This is a genomic window from Streptococcus bovimastitidis, from assembly GCF_001885095.1.
In the GTDB taxonomy this organism is placed as follows: Bacteria; Bacillota; Bacilli; order Lactobacillales; family Streptococcaceae; genus Streptococcus; species Streptococcus bovimastitidis.
This window is the reverse complement of the sequence record NZ_LZDD01000003.1, coordinates 150,928-168,642: the sequence shown is the minus strand read 5'-3', so window position 1 is coordinate 168,642 and position 17,715 is coordinate 150,928. Positions and strand designations below refer to the sequence as shown.

Here is a 17,715-nt window from a genome sequence, read left to right as displayed (position 1 = left end):
AAGGCAAGTAACCCATATATCTCTCCATTGAATGAGTCATCACTTCCTGTATCAGGCAGTAAATTATTGGTTCTACTACTTACTGACGTTGAATCTGATACAGATATCGAATCAGAAATTGAGGTTGAGTCAGAAACTCTTGTTGATGTACTCAATGAAACTGATGTTGAATCTGATACTGACGTTGAATCAGAGACGGATGTTGAATCTGATACGGATATCGAATCTGATACTGACGTTGAATCTGAGACAGATATCGAATCTGATACTGACGTTGAGTCTGAGATGGATGTAGAATCTGATACTGACGTTGAATCTGAGACAGATATCGAATCTGATACGGATGTTGAATCAGAGACGGATGTTGAGTCTGATACGGATGTAGAATCAGAGACGGATGTTGAGTCTGAGACTGACGTTGAATCAGAAACACTTGTTGATGTACTCAATGAAACTGATGTTGAGTCTGAGACTGACGTTGAGTCTGAGACGGATGTTGAGTCTGAGACGGATGTAGAATCAGAGACGGATGTAGAATCAGAAACACTTGTTGATGTACTCAATGAAACTGATGTAGAATCTGACAACGATGTACTTACTGACGTTGAGTCAGAGACTGATGTTGAATCAGAGACTGACGTTGAATCAGAAACTGATATCGAATCTGATACTGACGTTGAGTCTGATACGGATGTAGAATCAGAGACTGACGTTGAATCAGAAACACTTGTTGATGTACTCAATGATACTGACGTTGAATCTGATACTGACATTAAGTCTGATACGGATGTAGAATCAGAGACGGATGTTGAGTCAGAGATGGATGTTGAATCTGATACTGATATCGAATCTGATACTGACGTTGAATCTGAGACAGATATCGAATCTGATACTGACGTTGAGTCTGAGATGGATGTAGAATCTGATACTGACGTTGAATCTGAGACAGATATCGAATCTGATACTGACGTTGAGTCTGATACGGATGTTGAGTCTGAGACTGATGTTGAGTCTGAGACGGATGTAGAACCAGAGACGGATGTAGAACCAGAGACGGATGTAGAACCAGAGACGGATGTAGAATCTGAGATCGATGTGCTTGTACTTACTGAATCAGATGCTGATGTTGAATCTGATACAGATGTAGAATCTGATACGGATGTAGAATCTGAGATCGATGTGCTTGTACTTACTGAATCAGATGCTGATGTTGAGTCTGATACGGATGTTGAATCTGATACGGATGTCGAGTCTGATACGGATGTCGAATCTGATACGGACGTTGAATCTGAGACCGATGTCGAATCTGAGACTGACGTTGAATCAGATGTTGATGTCGAATCTGAGATCGATGTACTTACACTTGTTGAATCTGACACTGATGTTGAGTCTGATACGGATGTAGAGTCTGATACGGACGTTGAATCTGATACGGATGTAGAATCTGAGATCGATGTGCTTGTACTTACTGAATCAGATGCTGATGTTGAATCTGATACAGATGTCGAATCTGATACGGACGTTGAATCTGAGAACGATGTACTTACTGATGTTGAATCTGAGATCGATGTACTTGTACTTACTGAATCAGATGCTGATGTTGAATCTGACACTGATGTTGAGTCTGATACGGATGTTGAGTCTGATACGGATGTAGAGTCTGATACGGATGTCGAATCTGATACGGACGTTGAATCTGAGACCGATGTCGAATCTGAGACTGACGTTGAATCAGATGTTGATGTCGAATCTGAGATCGATGTACTTACACTTGTTGAATCTGACACTGATGTTGAGTCTGATACGGACGTTGAATCTGATACAAATGTAGAATCTGATACGGATGTAGAATCTGAGATCGATGTGCTTGTACTTACTGAATCAGATGCTGATGTTGAATCTGAGATCGATGTACTTGTACTTACTGAATCAGATGCTGATGTTGAATCTGACACTGATGTTGAGTCTGATACGGATGTCGAGTCTGATACGGATGTCGAATCTGATACGGACGTTGAATCTGAGACCGATGTCGAATCTGAGACTGACGTTGAATCAGATGTTGATGTCGAATCTGAGATCGATGTACTTACACTTGTTGAATCTGACACTGATGTTGAGTCTGATACGGACGTTGAATCTGACACTGATGTTGAGTCTGATACGGACGTTGAATCTGATACAGATGTAGAATCTGATACGGATGTAGAATCTGAGATCGATGTGCTTGTACTTACTGAATCAGATGCTGATGTTGAATCTGAGATCGATGTACTTACACTTGTTGAATCAGATGCTGATGTTGAGTCTGATACGGATGTAGAGTCTGATACGGATGTAGAATCTGAGATCGATGTGCTTGTACTTACTGAATCAGATGCTGATGTTGAATCTGATACAGATGTCGAATCTGAGACTGACGTTGAATCAGATGTTGATGTTGAATCTGAGATCGATGTACTTGTACTTACTGAATCAGATGCTGATGTTGAATCAGAGACGGATGTTGAGTCTGATACGGATGTCGAATCAGAGACTGATGTTGAATCTGATACGGATGTTGAATCTGACAACGATGTACTTACTGATGTTGAATCTGAGATGGATGTAGAATCTGATACTGACGTTGAATCTGAGACAGATATCGAATCTGATACTGACGTTGAGTCTGATACGGATGTTGAATCAGAGACGGATGTTGAGTCTGAGACTGATGTTGAGTCTGAGACTGATGTAGAACCAGAGACGGATGTAGAACCAGAGACGGATGTAGAATCTGAGATCGATGTGCTTGTACTTACTGAATCAGATGCTGATGTTGAGTCTGATACGGATGTAGAATCTGATACGGATGTAGAATCTGAGATCGATGTGCTTGTACTTACTGAATCAGATGCTGATGTTGAATCTGATACAGATGTCGAATCTGAGACTGACGTTGAATCAGATGTTGATGTTGAATCTGAGATCGATGTACTTGTACTTACTGAATCAGATGCTGATGTTGAATCAGAGACGGATGTTGAGTCTGATACGGATGTCGAGTCTGATACGGATGTCGAATCTGAGACTGACGTTGAATCTGAGACCGATGTCGAATCTGAGACTGACGTTGAATCAGATGTTGATGTCGAATCTGAGATCGATGTACTTACACTTGTTGAATCTGACACTGATGTTGAGTCTGATACGGACGTTGAATCTGATACGGATGTAGAATCTGAGATCGATGTGCTTGTACTTACTGAATCAGATGCTGATGTTGAATCTGAGATCGATGTACTTGTACTTACTGAATCAGATGCTGATGTTGAATCTGACACTGATGTTGAGTCTGATACGGATGTCGAATCTGATACGGACGTTGAATCTGAGACCGATGTCGAATCTGAGACTGACGTTGAATCAGATGTTGATGTCGAATCTGAGATCGATGTACTTACACTTGTTGAATCTGACACTGATGTTGAGTCTGATACGGATGTAGAGTCTGATACGGACGTTGAATCTGATACAGATGTAGAATCTGATACGGATGTTGAATCTGATACGGATGTAGAATCTGAGATCGATGTGCTTGTACTTACTGAATCAGATGCTGATGTTGAGTCTGATACGGATGTTGAATCTGAGATCGATGTGCTTGTACTTACTGAATCAGATGCTGATGTTGAATCTGAGATCGATGTACTTACACTTGTTGAATCAGATGCTGATGTTGAGTCTGATACGGATGTAGAGTCTGATACGGATGTTGAATCTGAGATCGATGTGCTTGTACTTACTGAATCAGATGCTGATGTTGAATCTGATACAGATGTAGAATCTGATACGGATGTAGAATCTGAGATCGATGTGCTTGTACTTACTGAATCAGATGCTGATGTTGAATCTGATACAGATGTCGAATCTGAGACTGACGTTGAATCAGATGTTGATGTTGAATCTGAGATCGATGTACTTGTACTTACTGAATCAGATGCTGATGTTGAATCAGAGACGGATGTTGAGTCTGATACGGATGTCGAATCAGAGACTGATGTTGAATCTGATACGGATGTTGAATCTGACAACGATGTACTTACTGATGTTGAATCTGACACTGATGTTGAGTCTGATACGGAAGTTGAATCTGAAACACTTGTTGATGTACTTATTGATGTTGAATCTGATACAGATGTCGAATCAGAGACTGACGTTGAATCAGATGTTGATGTCGAATCTGAGATCGATGTACTTGTACTTACTGAATCAGATGCTGATGTAGAGTCTGATACTGATGTACTTACACTTGTTGAATCAGATGCTGATGTTGAATCTGACACTGATGTTGAGTCTGAGACGGATGTCGAGTCTGAGACTGACGTTGAATCTGATACACTTGTTGATGTACTTACTGATGTAGAGTCTGAGATTGATGTGCTTGTACTTACTGAATCAGATGCTGATGTAGAGTCTGATACTGATGTACTTACACTTGTTGAATCTGAGATCGATGTACTTACACTTGTTGAATCAGATGCTGATGTTGAGTCTGAGACTGATGTACTTACACTTGTTGAATCAGATGCTGATGTTGAATCTGACACTGATGTTGAGTCTGAGACGGATGTCGAGTCTGAGATTGATGTGCTTGTACTTACTGAATCAGATGCTGACGTTGAATCTGAAATCGACGTGCTGGCGCTTAATGATGTACTCAAGCTAGTAGATGTACTTTGACTTCCACTTAATGATGTACTCAAGCTAGTAGATGTACTTTGACTTCCACTTAATGATGTACTCAAGCTAGTAGATGTACTCTGACTTCCACTTAATGATGTACTTAAGCTGGTAGATGCACTTTGACTTCCACTTTTCGATGTACTTAAGCTGGTAGATGCACTTTGACTTCCACTTTTCGATGTACTTAAGCTGGTAGATGCACTTTGACTTCCACTTAATGATGTACTTAAGCTGGTAGATGCACTTTGACTTCCACTTTTCGATGTACTCAAACTCGTTGAGCTTGAGACACTAGAAGATGTACTTGTGGACATACTTAATGATGAACTTACCGAGCGACTAACACTCATTGAAGTGTCGATTGAATTACTTATAGAAGTACTTCTTGAAATGCTTGTTGACTGTTGTGTAGAAGTGCTTTGGCTCGTACTTGTTGAAGTTGACTGGACTGGGTCAGTTCCTGTAATTTTATCCGAGAAGTAATTGACCCTTCCCGTTGCAGTATTGTCCTGTGTCGCGTATGGTGTTACAACATAACTTAAATCTCCCGTTGGAGAAGTTATAGGTGCCGTCCATTCTGTAACCATGCTTAATCCAGCAGTAGTTTGTGTTCCAGTTATATCTCGCTTCTGAAAGGTATATTGACCATTTCCTAAATCATATACTGCCATACTAGCTTGTCCTGGTGTAGCCACTTTGTTCCCACTCGAATCAACAAAATAAGAAGTTGCAGACGTAACTGAACCAAAGCCAGAACCTAAATCAATTAGTTGACCTGATGTTTCTGGTGAGTTCTGTATTGGACCAGCTACATTTGGTTTTTCAACAGTACTAGTATCTGGATTATCATAGCCAACAATATAAGTAAACTTTAGGGCACCACCGATATTAGTTACTATGAGTTTATAGTATATATTCGTATTACTATATTTATCAAAACCCACACCTGTATATGTGGTAGTGGTTGTGGTAGTAGTCACTGCAGCAAGGGTGATGTTTTCAAAAAGGGCTTGTTTAGACTTTATTAATTGACTCTTTTCAAAAGATAATGAGGCACTGGTTGATAAAGACGTACTTTTATCAAGTGATTCAATGCTACTATCTGAACTCGTTGATATAGTATTAACGGTTGATAGACTTGCTGAAGTTAAAGTAGAAACACTCGAATTACTAATTTCAGAATTTTTCGACACAGTTGATAAACTAGTGTCTAATTGTGAACTTGAACTAGACGATGATTGAGAAATTGATAAACTATTAGACTGAGATAATGAGTCAAAAGAACTAGCAGATAATGAAGCACTTGTACTTGCACTCTCCGATTTTTGCACAAGTTCAGAAACTGATTGAGTCTCAATTTTTAAATTACTATCACTTATACTTTCTGAGACAATCGTAGTATCCAAGACCGACACGCTTCCACTGGTAGAAGACTCGGCAACAACGGTTGAATCAGCTCCTGCTAAAGTTGTTGTTCCAGTTTCAGATGCTACCGGTAAACTAGTTGTTGTCTCTTCTGCAAATGCTGTATGACCTAATGATACACCACCTAAAATAGCGCCCAAACCTAAGGCACTCTTTATAAATTGTTTTCGAGGAACAATAAAAGCCACACTATCATTGATAATGTGTTCTTCTGCTTGTCCCCCCTTAAACAGTTGAATCAACCCCAAAGAAGCCAAAGTTGTTTTCACCCAACTCTTGCCGGATTTATGTAACTTTACACGAGACTTAGATTCAGTCTCAATAAAACTACCCTTATTAAATTTTTGTAACATAAATTATTCTCTCTCTCAAACCATACTACTATCCCCATTTTAAAATAATAGTAATTAATTATAACATAGGTTAATAGTAATTAATTATAACATAGGTTAATAGTAATTGATATAGCGCGAATTAGTCAGCCAACGACATCGAGCTGAAATACTTTGTTTATCCCTATTAGCAGTGATTATTTCTTTTTACGTAACGTAATCACTGACGCTTGCTTTAATATATCTAATTGCAATCCGATTTCTTGCTTTCATATTCTGAGTTCAATCAGCTCATGCTGCTTATTGGTATGGTTATCAACAGATTTGAAGGAACCAGTTATATTTGCTTGCCTGACCCACTACCGAAGATTGAAAGGGATAACTCATATTCTTTGATAAGCTCACTTCGTTTCATACCTGCATTGAAAAAGCCAATAATTTGTTTCTTAAAGTTATTAGTGAAGTAGCGACGTATTTTTCTAGACATTTGCTTCCCCTTTTTTCTTTAGTGTAGAAAATTTAATAAAATATGTCTAGCTTAGTGTAAACGATTCACAAAGAACTATTATGAGGAGGACAAAATGCTCTCACAAAACTACGTGGTTTATAATTACAATTTGACTAACTTTTTGGTATACTCTCTTGATTAGAATATAGCGGTTGTCTATCCTATCTATCTTTAAGGTTTTACAATGTGATAATGCACAGAAAGATACTATTTGTTTAAATAATCTACATCAAAATGGTGAACACATAGCAAAGAATCAGTTTGCCCAAAAGTTTTCAATACTTAAATAGAATACAGATCAAATTGTCCTACTTGAGGTTTTTAGGAACCCTTTAACTTTAATTCACATCATCTTGAAATACGATATCTTTTAAAATGAATAAAAGTTTTTAAATTTATAGACAGAAAACTATAACAATTAGCTAACTATAGATTACTAAGTAAAGTAATAATGAGCGACAGCAGTTTATAAGCACTGTATAATATCTAACATCTGTGTACAAAAAAAACATTTTCGAACAATATTTAAATTTCCAATAATTTTAAATTACCAGAAAATATCACTTTGTTTAGCTGAGATGATTAAACCTCAAAGATTGTTAGAAAGCAATATTATATTCCACTTCTTGTTAGGTGTTACTTACAAATTAAAAGATGATATAAATATTTTATTCCAAAATAGATTAATATCAATTTCACAATTAGTACAATCCATAGGAAATGATATATTACATAAACAGCAACATGAGTAAAAAAGGTACACAAGCTTATCCAGATTTCAGTCATAGTAATTAAATTGTTTTATACATTTGTGTAGATAGTTCTAGCATTTCTCCTAGCAAGTCACTATGGCTGATAATTAAATCATAGATGGTATCTTCTCCAAGAATTTCTAAATCAGGATTATTAATTTTATTTTCATGTAGGTTAAACCACTCATCACTACCATAAAATTTAGTTATTTCTTTAAAATCAGAATAGCTATTTTTATATTCCATTAACGCTTGAAATAGATTATCCTGAGTTTTTTGAAATTTTTTGTAGTTTTCTTCAAGTGTAATTAAATTTGGTTGATCCATTATTTTACCTCACAAGTTTTGTAAATATTATCACGCTAACTTTTTGTTATAGAATCCATAATAATGACAATCTATTTGTTGCTAACTAAATAAAGTTCGCTGTATCCTTGCAAAGAATTTTTGTAATTTTTTGCTTCTTCCTCGGTAATAAATTTTTTAACTATTTTTTTATATTGCCAACGACTACATTTTTCTGTTTTTAATACTTCCCAATGCATTTTTTCTACTCCTATTAAGAAATAATAGACAGACTATAGCATAGCAAGTTTTAAACTTCAAATTTTTATATGAAAATAAATTAAAATGTTCGGAAAAAATATGTAACAAAGAATTTAGTCACTTACTGGTACGAAGATGGTCTATCCGTAATTTCTTCAATTCTTACTGTCCCAATCACTGCTAAAACTACTGGTCCAGTCTGACAAAGCTTTATCATAATCCTCAAGGGAAACTAAGGTATCTTTGTCAGCATCTGTGTAACCTTCATTAGCATAAGTTGTGATGAGACCAAAATTTTGGATAACACTGCTATTAACGCCATTAACCCACATGACATTCAGTAAATAACGCGGTTTCCAAACATGTGCATTGACCTTGCTGCTAGAGTCTTTAGATACTAGGTAGCTTTCCTCATTTGAATGAAAGCCAGTCAGATAATCCGTCAAAGCACCACTATTGCCATTGATGGTCTTCTTGGGATTTTGATAGTGTTTAGCAGCTTCCGCACCAATAAAATCATTTAATTGAATATGAGCCCACGTTGGACAAGCATATTTATCTAACTTTCCTAGGGTGAAATAAGGTTCTCCTTTGTAAGGCAGGAGTCCCAGTTCTTTATATTCGGTCTTACTCATTGCACTGACAGACAGAGGCGATGCTGACAGAATCAGTAAGCTTAGAATAGCACATAACAACACCTTTTTCCTCATCATAAATTCTCCACTCCCTAAAACTTTCAGGATATATCAAGCTTATATTACCATATTTGAAACGATTACTACCTCTCTAAGGATATCCGAATATTAGATTTTAAAGATAAGCTCGAACTATAATGACAAATCATTTTTTGATATCATATGAAGTAGAACATAAGAGGTAGTAAAGGATATTAAAGCATATCAAAAATGGGTTAGTGATTTTTATCAGAAAAGGAATTGGTACCAATATCATTCTTTCATCCGAGCTAACTTTTTATGTGAAGAGGTCGGTGAACTCGCGCAAGCTATTCGAAAATATGAAATTCGGAGAGATAGGCCTGATGAGATAGAAAAATCGATGGCTGAAAATTTAGAAGATATTAAGGAAGAATTAGGAGATGTTCTAGATAATATCTTTATCATAGCTGACCAATATCAGATTTCTTTAGAAGAGATTATCGAGGCACATAAAAATAAATTAGAAAGACGGTTTGAAGAATGAAATTAACCATTTTTTGCGGAGCAAGTGACGGTAAGAATCCAATTTATAGAGAAAAGACAAGTGAACTAGGCCTATGGATGGCCCAAAATAAGCACGATCTCGTATATGGCGGTGGTAATGTTGGTTTAATGGGTGTTATAGCAGACACACTTATAGAAAATGGAGGTCATACCACTGGTGTTATGCCGACATTCCTAGCTGAAAGAGAAATCGCCCATACCAATCTTTCCCAACTCATTATCGTTGATGATATGCCTAAGCGGAAATCCAAATTAATGGCTTTAGGTCAAGCCTTTATTGCGTTACCAGGGGGTCCTGGAACTCTGGAAGAAATTTCTGAGGTAATCTCCTGGTCTCGGATTGGTCAAAATGATAAACCCTGCGTTCTTTTTAACATCAATGGTTATTTTAATCATTTAAGAGATATGTTTGACCATATGGTTTCTGAAGGATTTTTAAGCCAGCAGGATCGCGATAATATTCTATTCTCAGATGACATTTCAGAGATTGAAAACTTTATTCTTCATTACCAAGCACCAAATCTGCGAAAATACTAAGAAAAAGCCTTCGAATGAAGGCTTTTTCTTGTGCAGGAAATATGTTACCTATAAATACAAAGAACAACTTCTGTTTTGACCTAAAAACAATAGGCTTATTTTGTCTGCCAACCACTAATAAAACTATTTTTATGCTATCATATTATTTAGCCTTAAAAGGGGGTTCATTTGTGAAAAAAATTGCAATTGTTGGGATGGGAGTTAGTGGTTTGGCAGTACTTTTGGCTTTTTCTCGTTTATCTGATGAGGAATTGGCTAAATTAGAAATTTACTGTTTTGATGATGTTCTGCACTTTGGCCGAGGACTACCCTTTCAGGAGGACCATGCTTCAGCACTGATTAATTCTCCCATCCATGATATCTCCTTTGATTACCGTCAGATGGGGGACTTCGTCCAGTGGATGCATGACAATAATCAGGACACGTCGAGCCCTTATGTCTCCCGCGCCCTTTACGGTCACTATATGTCCCAAAGAGGCCAAGAGTTAATGACTAAGCTGCCCATTCAGCGTCTTGAGCAACGGGTTGATCACTTAATCTACCTTCCTGAAAACCAAAAATGGCAGCTTCTTACCCAAGGCCAGCCATTGCCGTCTAATTTTGATGAGGTCCACCTTGCCTGTGGTCAACTTCCGGTTCTTGACCCCTTCGCCTTGCAGGGTCACCCCAACTACATTGACGATCCTTATCCCTTACATGATTTACGTTTTTTGGGGGAATGGGACAAGCCAGAGATAGCAGTCATCGGCACGGGTTTAGCAGCCGTCGATGTCATCAAGTTTTTACTGGCAGAGAGCTCCGCTTCGATAGCAGCTTTTTCCCGCAGCAACTATCTGCCAACGATCAGAATCATCGAGGGAGACCCAATCAGCTGGCAGTATTTGACTGACCAGAAACTGGCTTCCATCCTAGGTCAGGACAAACCTAGCTTTACATTAAAAAACTTTGAAAACTTATTCTTTGCGGAACTTGCAGCCTTGGGTTTTGCTGATTGGGAACAGGTCCAAAAACAATTCTTGGCAGACGGCATCAAGGGGCTTGAGCTATCACTGGCTAACCCAGCGCAGCTCTTTGCCTTGCAGCAATTGGCTAGCCGAGTCGCCGACCTTTTTACAGACTTGTGGCCACTAATGACACATAATGATCGCAGAGCTTTTCAACGAATCTATGGCAAGGCCATCCTCAACTTACGCAATCCCATGCCTGAAGAATCAGCGCGGGTCCTCATAGCTGCTGCCAAAGAAGGAAGACTAACTATCATTGACGCCGTTGAAAGCATCCAATCACAAAATGGCCAGTTTGTTCTCAAAAGACAAGATGAGCAAGTCCTAAACATGGACGTTGTCATCAACGCCACCGGCTATCACCTGTCTGACAAGTCTCTAAAGAATGCCACCCCGCTCCTGCAATCACTGATTGCTGACGAGATTTGCCAACTTGATCCTTTTGGCGGATTGTCTATTCTGCCAGAGACTTCACAAGTCCTTTCAGCCCGCTATGGCGTCCTCGAAAATCTCTACGCACACGGAGCCCTCATCAATGGCCCCATTTACCAAAACAACTCCACCATTAAAATCCAAAAAATGGCGGAGCGGGGGGTGATGAGTGGACATCAAATACAATAATGAAAAAACCACTATTCAGGAGATTTTGAATAAGTGGTTTTTGCTTTTTAACCTAATTAATGATTATTTTATAACTAAAGAATTGTGTATCATTTGAATTTAGCCAAAGTACTTGTTCTTTTTCTTCAAAAATATTACTTTCATCTGTAAACGTTGATATTCCGTTCATCGGCTCTAAGGCAACAAACTTCCCATTATTTGCACTAGACCATATTAATAAATTTCTAAAGTCATCGTACAAAACTTCTATACTATGCGGGTCCTTTTCAGAACAAAGTCTTACTTTATGAGAATTAGAATTATAAAAAATAAGTGTATCATTTTTAAATAAGTTATGACTAAGAGGTACTTCATTTCCTGAAAAGTTACATTTGCGTAAGTTATTTCTGTTCACTAGACCACTCTCAAGCTCATTATCGTATAGCTCCAAGTCTTCTTTTTTTTCAAATCTTACTTTGTAATCGTTAAAATCTAATTCAGGATTTATTGGACAATTGAAGCCTGGATGAGCACCAATAAAAAATGGCATTTTTTTATGAGAAAAATTCTGAACAATATATTGTATGATGACTTGATTTTCAACCAAAAGATAATGAACAAATAATTTAAACTCAAAAGGGTACTGTTCTAAAAGCTCTTCTGTTGATTGAATTGAAAAAATGATTTCATTCCTCGAGATTTTTTCACAGATAAATTCTTTTTTCCGAACGATACCATGTCTAGGCATTTTTATGATGTCATTATCAAGAGTTACAGCTTCATTATTCCTCAAACTGCCACAAATCGGAAATAAAATGGGTGACTGACCTGACCAATATTGCTCATCTCCCTGCCAGAGATATTCTAGATTATTTTGATTTTTTATTGAAGTAATTGACCCACCTTTTGACGTAAAAGAAACGACTAATTTTTCATTTTTTAAAATGTAATCCATAATATTTTCCTCAAACAATTTCTGTTACTTCAATGTTTTTCAATATTTTCTCAAATTCCCTAATATCAAAATATCCTGTCCTAGTTGACATAGCGTTGGCAGTTCCTACTGCAACCGCATAAATTAAACAATCTTTAGGATCAGTATTTTTTTCAAGACCAATTGCAAGTCCTGCAACCATTGAATCTCCACAGCCTACTGTATTTATTGCTTTTACCAATGGCGGTCTTGCATGGTATACACGATTATCATGAATCATTATTGCTCCATTTTTTCCAAGAGAAACAACTACATATGGGACACCTTGATCACTAATTTTTTTTCCTACCTTTATAACTTCCGTTAATGAATTAATGTCACATTCAAATACAGCTTCTAATTCTTCCTTATTGGGTTTAACAAGTGTTGGCTTTCCAAGGAGTCCTTTTTGAAAACTAATACCACTGCTATCTAAAATAACTTTCTTTCCCATTTTGTTGCACATTTCAATCAAGTCCTTATAAAACTCATTCTTTATGCCTTTTGGAATGCTACCTGAAATTGTAACAACTTCACTACCCTCAATTTGATGTTGGAAGTTTTCTAGAAATTGTGAAATCTCATCATCCGTAATTTTCTCTCCACTTTCTAAAAATTCTGTCGATCTAAAATTTTCTTCAATGACATTTATACAACTTCTCGTTTCACTTTGAACAGTTGTAAAACTTGAGGTAATTCCGTCATTATTTAAGAGTTCAAGTAAATAATTTCCATTATTACCACCAACAAATCCAGTAGCAATAACTTTTTCTCCTAATAGATTAATAATCCTTGCAACATTTAAACCTTTACCACCGGCTGAATTTATTACTTTTTTCACCCGCATAACTTTTCCAACAGATAATTGATGTTCTAAATAATAAGCTTTATCTATCGAAGCATTTAAAGTAACAGTTGTAATCATAATTTCTCCTGACTAACAAAAATATCAACTCAATAGTACTATTGAGTTGAATTTAGTTTAATATATTGGAGTAGCTAGTTGTTCTACTAGAGCATTCAATTCAATAATATTTTCTTTTCCTTTGGTATTAAACCATTCTTTCGCTTCTTCATAACCTTGCTCTTTAAAAACTGTTGTTCCACCAGCCCAAGTTGCACGGCCACATAGTACTCCATTAAAAGTTGAACCACTTTCTTTAGCAAACTTTAAAGTATCTCTAAATAATTCTGCACTGACACCCGCACTTAAAAATATAAATGGTAAGTTAGATGCATCACTTTGTTTTTTAAAGTAGTTTGACGCTTCTTCAACTGTCATAATTGGCTCAGCACCAAATCCTTCAACAAAATTCATATCAACAGGTACTTCTACTTTTAAAACTGAAACATTATATCGTGAATCTGAATAATCCTTCATTGCTTCAATAACTTTTCTTGGTTTAATTTTTGCATATTCTTTTTTATCTGAAATGTTAGCATCATAACTCACAATTTCCAGAAATAGAGGGATATCTTCAGCTAAACATTCTGAGCCAACTCTTTCAACAAACGCCCTTTTCACATTGTTAATCGCATCATCCTCGTCCACGTCAACATAAATTAAAAGTTTGACAGCATCAGCGCCCTCTTCTTTAAGTCGTTTCACGCTTTGATTATCAATCAAATCAGGTAAACGTCCTGGGGTATTCACATCATAACCTGTCTTTTCATATGCCATAAGTAAGCCACAGTTAGCATCTTTCTGACGAGATGCTTTTAAACCAAATTCCGGATCAAGAAGGATTGAACTTGAATATGAGGTAAGTGTTTCTGATACTAAAACCTTAAAATTTTCAAGTTCATTAGTTTTAGCGTCCTCGCCAAGCATTCTCCTAAGAGCTCCACGTTGGTCAATTGCTAAGGCTGAAATAATTCCTGATTTAGTTGTTAATTTATTGAGATTAGTCATGTTCACCTCCGCATACAGTAATAAATATTTTTCCGTCAATTTTTCGTTCGCGATAATCATCAAATATGGTTCTAAAATCACTCATTGAAATATCAGATGCAATTAATGGGTCAATACTTATAGCCCCTTTTTTAAATAATTCAATTGCTTCTTGCCACTCTTCCCCTGGCCAAGGAGCAGAGTAATTCATCCAAGAACCTCGAGCAGTCAGTTCTTTTCTATTAATTAATTCAAATGTTTGGAAATCAATTTGTAGATCTTTGTGAGGTGTACCAATATATAAAATATGCCCTTTTTTTGCAGCCAATTTGTTGACAATATAATAGCTTTGGTTAGCACCTGATGTTTCCACAACAAAATCAAATTGATTATATGAATTTTCTAAATCAGATATTATTTTTGTATTAACCGTCCGAGTTGCACCTAATTTTTTTGACAATTCTAATTTTTCTTTACTTATATCAAAACAGGTGACATCATATCCGTAATGGACCAGAATTTGAAGTGCTAATAATCCAATTGTACCCATACCAATTAAGGCTATTTTTTTTATTGTTAATTCCTTAAGTTGTGCAACTCTAAACCCATGAAGATTTACTGTTAAAGGCTCAATAAAAGCAGCCGTTCTTAAGTCTATATTTTCTGGAATTTTAACTAAATTTTGTTCATTAATAACAATAAACTCTTGCAAACCACCATCTTCTCGTGAACCAATAAAACTATAATTTTCACTTAAAGAATAGTTACCTTTTTGACTTTGGTCATCATCAAAATTAGGTTTTAGCGGAATTACAGCTACTTTATCTCCTTTTATATAATGACTAGAGTTACTTTTTACGACTACTCCTGAAAACTCATGAGTTAATATAATAGGATAATACTTAGCCTGATTCTCAAAAAATCTAACGTAATCCGAACCACAAATACCTGTATATGCCACTTTTACTAAGACATCACCTGGATTTTCTAAGGTAGGTATTTCTCGTTCTTGAATTTCAATTTTATTATTTTCAACTAAAGCTAGTGCCTTCATCATATTTCTCCTTCAACTTAATCAGCTTGTTGATGTAAACGTTGGAGCTTTTTGAATCTTGCCCAAGTCATATATAATCCAATCAAATAGATAATAGCAATTATCACTAATCCAATCATATTTGTATTGTGTACTAATTGAGTAAAGATATATGTAATTGGAGAACCACCTTGGTCCAAAGCAGCAACTTTACCACCTGCTTCTTTCAAAGTACCTGTTGTTTTAGCTAGTTGTGTTGTGAGACCGATTGATTGGTTTGCAATCCAAATCGTAATAAACATAATCACAGACCCAGAGATAAATGTTCTGAAGATATTTCCTTTATGAACTGCTACAGCCATGGCGATAAAGAAACCAATTGTTGCCAGATCACCAAATGGTAATACCTGATTTCCTGGAACAATTAATGCAATTAAAATACTTAAAGGAATAAAGATTAGTCCTGCTGATACAACTGAAGGATCACCTAAAAGAACTGCTGGATCCAATCCAATTAAAAATTCACTTCCACTAAATTTTTTAGCTAGTTTTGATTTAACCATTTCAGAGATAGGCATTAACCCTTCCATAATTGGTTTAATCACTTTTGGCATAAGCGAGATAACCGCAGCAACTTTTATTGCTAGCTGCAAAGTATCCTTCAAATTATATTTTGCTAATAATCCAATTATGATTCCCAAGAAAAATGCAACAATGACTGGTTGACCAAAAATTCCTAAACGTTTTTCAACTTTTTCACTATCGATATTAATTTTATTTAATCCTGGGATACGATCAATGATTGCGTCAATCATTACAGCAAATGGAGCCATATATGCTGATGTCCCGTGAGGAACAGCAATTCCTTCTAGACCAAAGTATTCTTCTGTGTCATATTGGAACCAATCTCCGAATTTATAGGATAGGACCGCATGAATAATAACACCTAAAATACCAATCCAATAATTTCCTGTAGCAACGTATGCAATAGCACCAGTAAAAGTCATATGCCATACATTCCAAATGTCCACATTGACAACGCGAGTCATCTTTAATAAGAGCATTACGATATTAACTAAAATGGCGATTGGAATAGCGATCAAGGCAATGCTACTTGCCCAAGTGATTGGAGACATTCCAGGCCATCCAACATCCACAACCGATAATCCTAGACCAAAATTTTCGGCCATTGCCTTTGCTGCCGGACCAATACTTTCTTGCATAAATCCAACAATGATACCAATACCAACAAAACCAATACCAATTGAAACTGCTGAATAAAAGGCTTTCCCAACTTTTATTCCAAATGCTACAGCAATGATAAAAATCACTAGTGGGAGCATAACAGCTGCTCCTAAGTCAATGATATATTGTAAAAATGCCATGTTCTCCTCCTTAAAACTTTAAGCGTTTACATTTTAATTTAAGATTGATAAAATATCTTTCTCTAATTTTTCCTCATTTATGCCAGAAATAAATCCCATTACAGTTAAAATTGGAATGTCGCCGTATGATTTTTTTATTTTCATAGTTGTACAAATTAAATCAGTACCTGAAATATATGAATCAATTTCACTAATTCGGCATTGTACTAAATCTAAATCAATCCCATTCTCTTTGCATAAGTCCTTAATTCTGTTTGCCGCTACAGTAGAAGTTGCTACTGCACCACCACAAGCTACAATTACTTTTTTCATAAATTTCTCCTTTTATTCATATTAAAAAATTTTTTAACGTTTGAATGATTTTTTCTTTATCAGTTTCTGTAAGTAAGAATTCTAATAAGATTTCATTTTGAAACATTTTCATTAGTTTAGTCAAAAAAGATACTTGATTTTTCGGATCCTTTACTACAATATTAAAAATTAGTTTTGTTGGTACCTCTTCTTCGGGATCAATCATATGTTGAAAAACAACATCTTTTTTATTTCTAATAAAAACTATCGCTTCTTTTATTGCTAAGTCTGAATCAGTATGTGGTATTGCTATATTAATACCTACATGAGTCATTAGTCCAGTTGGAAATTCACTTTCTCTGGCTAAAATTGAGTCAAGATATTCTTCCTTAACATAATCCAATCTTCTCAACTGTTTAAAACTATATTTTATAACTTCATCACTGGAATCAAAATTATGATCTAAAAAAATTAACTCTTCTTTGAACATCGA

Annotated in this window: 14 protein-coding genes and 2 pseudogenes; 4 read left to right on the top strand and 12 right to left on the bottom strand. The window is 36.1% G+C overall.

Translation table 11 applies throughout. From position 1 onward, the window contains the following. Positions 1-66 precede the first annotated feature (66 nt). Positions 67-4,722: a hypothetical protein gene (locus A9Q68_RS11085; protein ID WP_276204050.1), complete on the top strand. Its 4,656-nt coding sequence runs from the start codon at positions 67-69 to the stop codon at positions 4,720-4,722. Between the two features lie 1,643 nt (positions 4,723-6,365). Here the strand turns inward: A9Q68_RS11085 and A9Q68_RS11160 are convergent. The 5 genes and pseudogenes from A9Q68_RS11160 to A9Q68_RS09220 all read right to left on the bottom strand — a co-directional run. After that, positions 6,366-6,503 (bottom strand): annotated as a pseudogene (locus A9Q68_RS11160) (KxYKxGKxW signal peptide domain-containing protein); the annotation flags it as partial. 99 nt (positions 6,504-6,602) lie between these two features. After that, a pseudogene (locus A9Q68_RS10985) lies at positions 6,603-6,969 on the bottom strand (transposase); the annotation flags it as partial. 812 nt (positions 6,970-7,781) lie between these two features. Next, positions 7,782-8,069, bottom strand: a complete 288-nt coding sequence (locus A9Q68_RS09225) for a DUF4298 domain-containing protein (protein WP_083426055.1) — start codon at positions 8,067-8,069, stop codon at positions 7,782-7,784. A gap of 71 nt (positions 8,070-8,140) precedes the next feature. Then, positions 8,141-8,287 (bottom strand): hypothetical protein, encoded by a 147-nt coding sequence (locus A9Q68_RS10845; protein ID WP_165605240.1) that lies wholly within the window; start codon positions 8,285-8,287, stop codon positions 8,141-8,143. A gap of 156 nt (positions 8,288-8,443) precedes the next feature. Further along, a complete protein-coding gene (locus A9Q68_RS09220; RefSeq protein ID WP_071794413.1) occupies positions 8,444-9,001 on the bottom strand; it encodes a hypothetical protein in 558 nt (185 codons plus the stop codon). A gap of 175 nt (positions 9,002-9,176) precedes the next feature. Between A9Q68_RS09220 and A9Q68_RS09215 the strand changes: the two genes are divergently transcribed. From A9Q68_RS09215 to A9Q68_RS09205, 3 genes are all read left to right on the top strand, one after another. Continuing rightward, positions 9,177-9,488 (top strand): MazG nucleotide pyrophosphohydrolase domain-containing protein, encoded by a 312-nt coding sequence (locus tag A9Q68_RS09215; RefSeq protein WP_071794412.1) that lies wholly within the window; start codon positions 9,177-9,179, stop codon positions 9,486-9,488. Next, positions 9,485-10,045, top strand: a complete 561-nt coding sequence (locus A9Q68_RS09210) for an LOG family protein (protein ID WP_071794411.1) — start codon at positions 9,485-9,487, stop codon at positions 10,043-10,045. Before A9Q68_RS09215 ends, A9Q68_RS09210 begins: the two co-directional genes overlap by 4 nt. 194 nt (positions 10,046-10,239) lie before the next feature. Next, a complete protein-coding gene (locus tag A9Q68_RS09205; protein WP_083426062.1) occupies positions 10,240-11,670 on the top strand; it encodes an FAD/NAD(P)-binding protein in 1,431 nt (476 codons plus the stop codon). Positions 11,671-11,722: 52 nt separating this feature from the next. Here the strand turns inward: A9Q68_RS09205 and A9Q68_RS09200 are convergent, their stop codons facing one another. Genes A9Q68_RS09200 through A9Q68_RS09170 form a run of 7 tightly spaced genes read right to left on the bottom strand, consistent with a single transcriptional unit; the run spans position 11,723 to position 17,712 of the window. Continuing rightward, positions 11,723-12,604 carry an aldose 1-epimerase family protein gene (locus tag A9Q68_RS09200; protein ID WP_071794410.1) on the bottom strand — a complete coding sequence of 294 codons (882 nt, stop codon included), beginning with the start codon at positions 12,602-12,604 and terminating at the stop codon, positions 11,723-11,725. A 10-nt stretch (positions 12,605-12,614) separates the two neighbouring features. After that, positions 12,615-13,547 (bottom strand): 1-phosphofructokinase, encoded by a 933-nt coding sequence (pfkB, locus tag A9Q68_RS09195; protein WP_071794409.1) that lies wholly within the window; start codon positions 13,545-13,547, stop codon positions 12,615-12,617. A gap of 57 nt (positions 13,548-13,604) precedes the next feature. Beyond that, positions 13,605-14,534, bottom strand: coding sequence for a tagatose 1,6-diphosphate aldolase (locus A9Q68_RS09190; RefSeq protein WP_071794408.1), 930 nt, complete (start codon positions 14,532-14,534; stop codon positions 13,605-13,607). Then, entirely contained in the window at positions 14,527-15,567 is a 1,041-nt protein-coding gene (locus A9Q68_RS09185) for a galactitol-1-phosphate 5-dehydrogenase (protein WP_071794407.1), read from the bottom strand. The genes A9Q68_RS09190 and A9Q68_RS09185 overlap by 8 nt, the downstream gene beginning before the upstream one ends. Before the next feature lie 17 nt (positions 15,568-15,584). Beyond that, complete coding sequence (locus A9Q68_RS09180) at positions 15,585-16,931, bottom strand: PTS galactitol transporter subunit IIC (RefSeq protein WP_071794406.1); 1,347 nt, start codon at positions 16,929-16,931, stop codon at positions 15,585-15,587. Between the two features lie 33 nt (positions 16,932-16,964). Then, positions 16,965-17,243 (bottom strand): PTS galactitol transporter subunit IIB, encoded by a 279-nt coding sequence (gene gatB / locus A9Q68_RS09175; RefSeq protein WP_071794405.1) that lies wholly within the window; start codon positions 17,241-17,243, stop codon positions 16,965-16,967. Between the two features lie 16 nt (positions 17,244-17,259). Next, positions 17,260-17,712: a PTS sugar transporter subunit IIA gene (locus A9Q68_RS09170; RefSeq protein ID WP_071794404.1), complete on the bottom strand. Its 453-nt coding sequence runs from the start codon at positions 17,710-17,712 to the stop codon at positions 17,260-17,262. Positions 17,713-17,715 lie beyond the last annotated feature (3 nt).

What these genes read in the sequence shown, in the direction of transcription:
- gatB (WP_071794405.1), bottom strand. Translation starts at nt 17,243, where the DNA reads ATGAAAAAAGTAATTGTAGCTTGTGGTGGTGCAGTAGCAACTTCTACT.
- A9Q68_RS09220 (WP_071794413.1), bottom strand. Translation starts at nt 9,001, where the DNA reads ATGATGAGGAAAAAGGTGTTGTTATGTGCTATTCTAAGCTTACTGATT.
- A9Q68_RS09225 (WP_083426055.1), bottom strand. Translation starts at nt 8,069, where the DNA reads ATGGATCAACCAAATTTAATTACACTTGAAGAAAACTACAAAAAATTT.
- A9Q68_RS09205 (WP_083426062.1), top strand. Translation starts at nt 10,240, where the DNA reads ATGGGAGTTAGTGGTTTGGCAGTACTTTTGGCTTTTTCTCGTTTATCT.
- A9Q68_RS09170 (WP_071794404.1), bottom strand. Translation starts at nt 17,712, where the DNA reads ATGTTCAAAGAAGAGTTAATTTTTTTAGATCATAATTTTGATTCCAGT.
- A9Q68_RS09190 (WP_071794408.1), bottom strand. Translation starts at nt 14,534, where the DNA reads ATGACTAATCTCAATAAATTAACAACTAAATCAGGAATTATTTCAGCC.
- A9Q68_RS10845 (WP_165605240.1), bottom strand. Translation starts at nt 8,287, where the DNA reads ATGCATTGGGAAGTATTAAAAACAGAAAAATGTAGTCGTTGGCAATAT.
- A9Q68_RS09185 (WP_071794407.1), bottom strand. Translation starts at nt 15,567, where the DNA reads ATGAAGGCACTAGCTTTAGTTGAAAATAATAAAATTGAAATTCAAGAA.
- pfkB (WP_071794409.1), bottom strand. Translation starts at nt 13,547, where the DNA reads ATGATTACAACTGTTACTTTAAATGCTTCGATAGATAAAGCTTATTAT.
- A9Q68_RS09210 (WP_071794411.1), top strand. Translation starts at nt 9,485, where the DNA reads ATGAAATTAACCATTTTTTGCGGAGCAAGTGACGGTAAGAATCCAATT.
- A9Q68_RS09180 (WP_071794406.1), bottom strand. Translation starts at nt 16,931, where the DNA reads ATGGCATTTTTACAATATATCATTGACTTAGGAGCAGCTGTTATGCTC.
- A9Q68_RS09200 (WP_071794410.1), bottom strand. Translation starts at nt 12,604, where the DNA reads ATGGATTACATTTTAAAAAATGAAAAATTAGTCGTTTCTTTTACGTCA.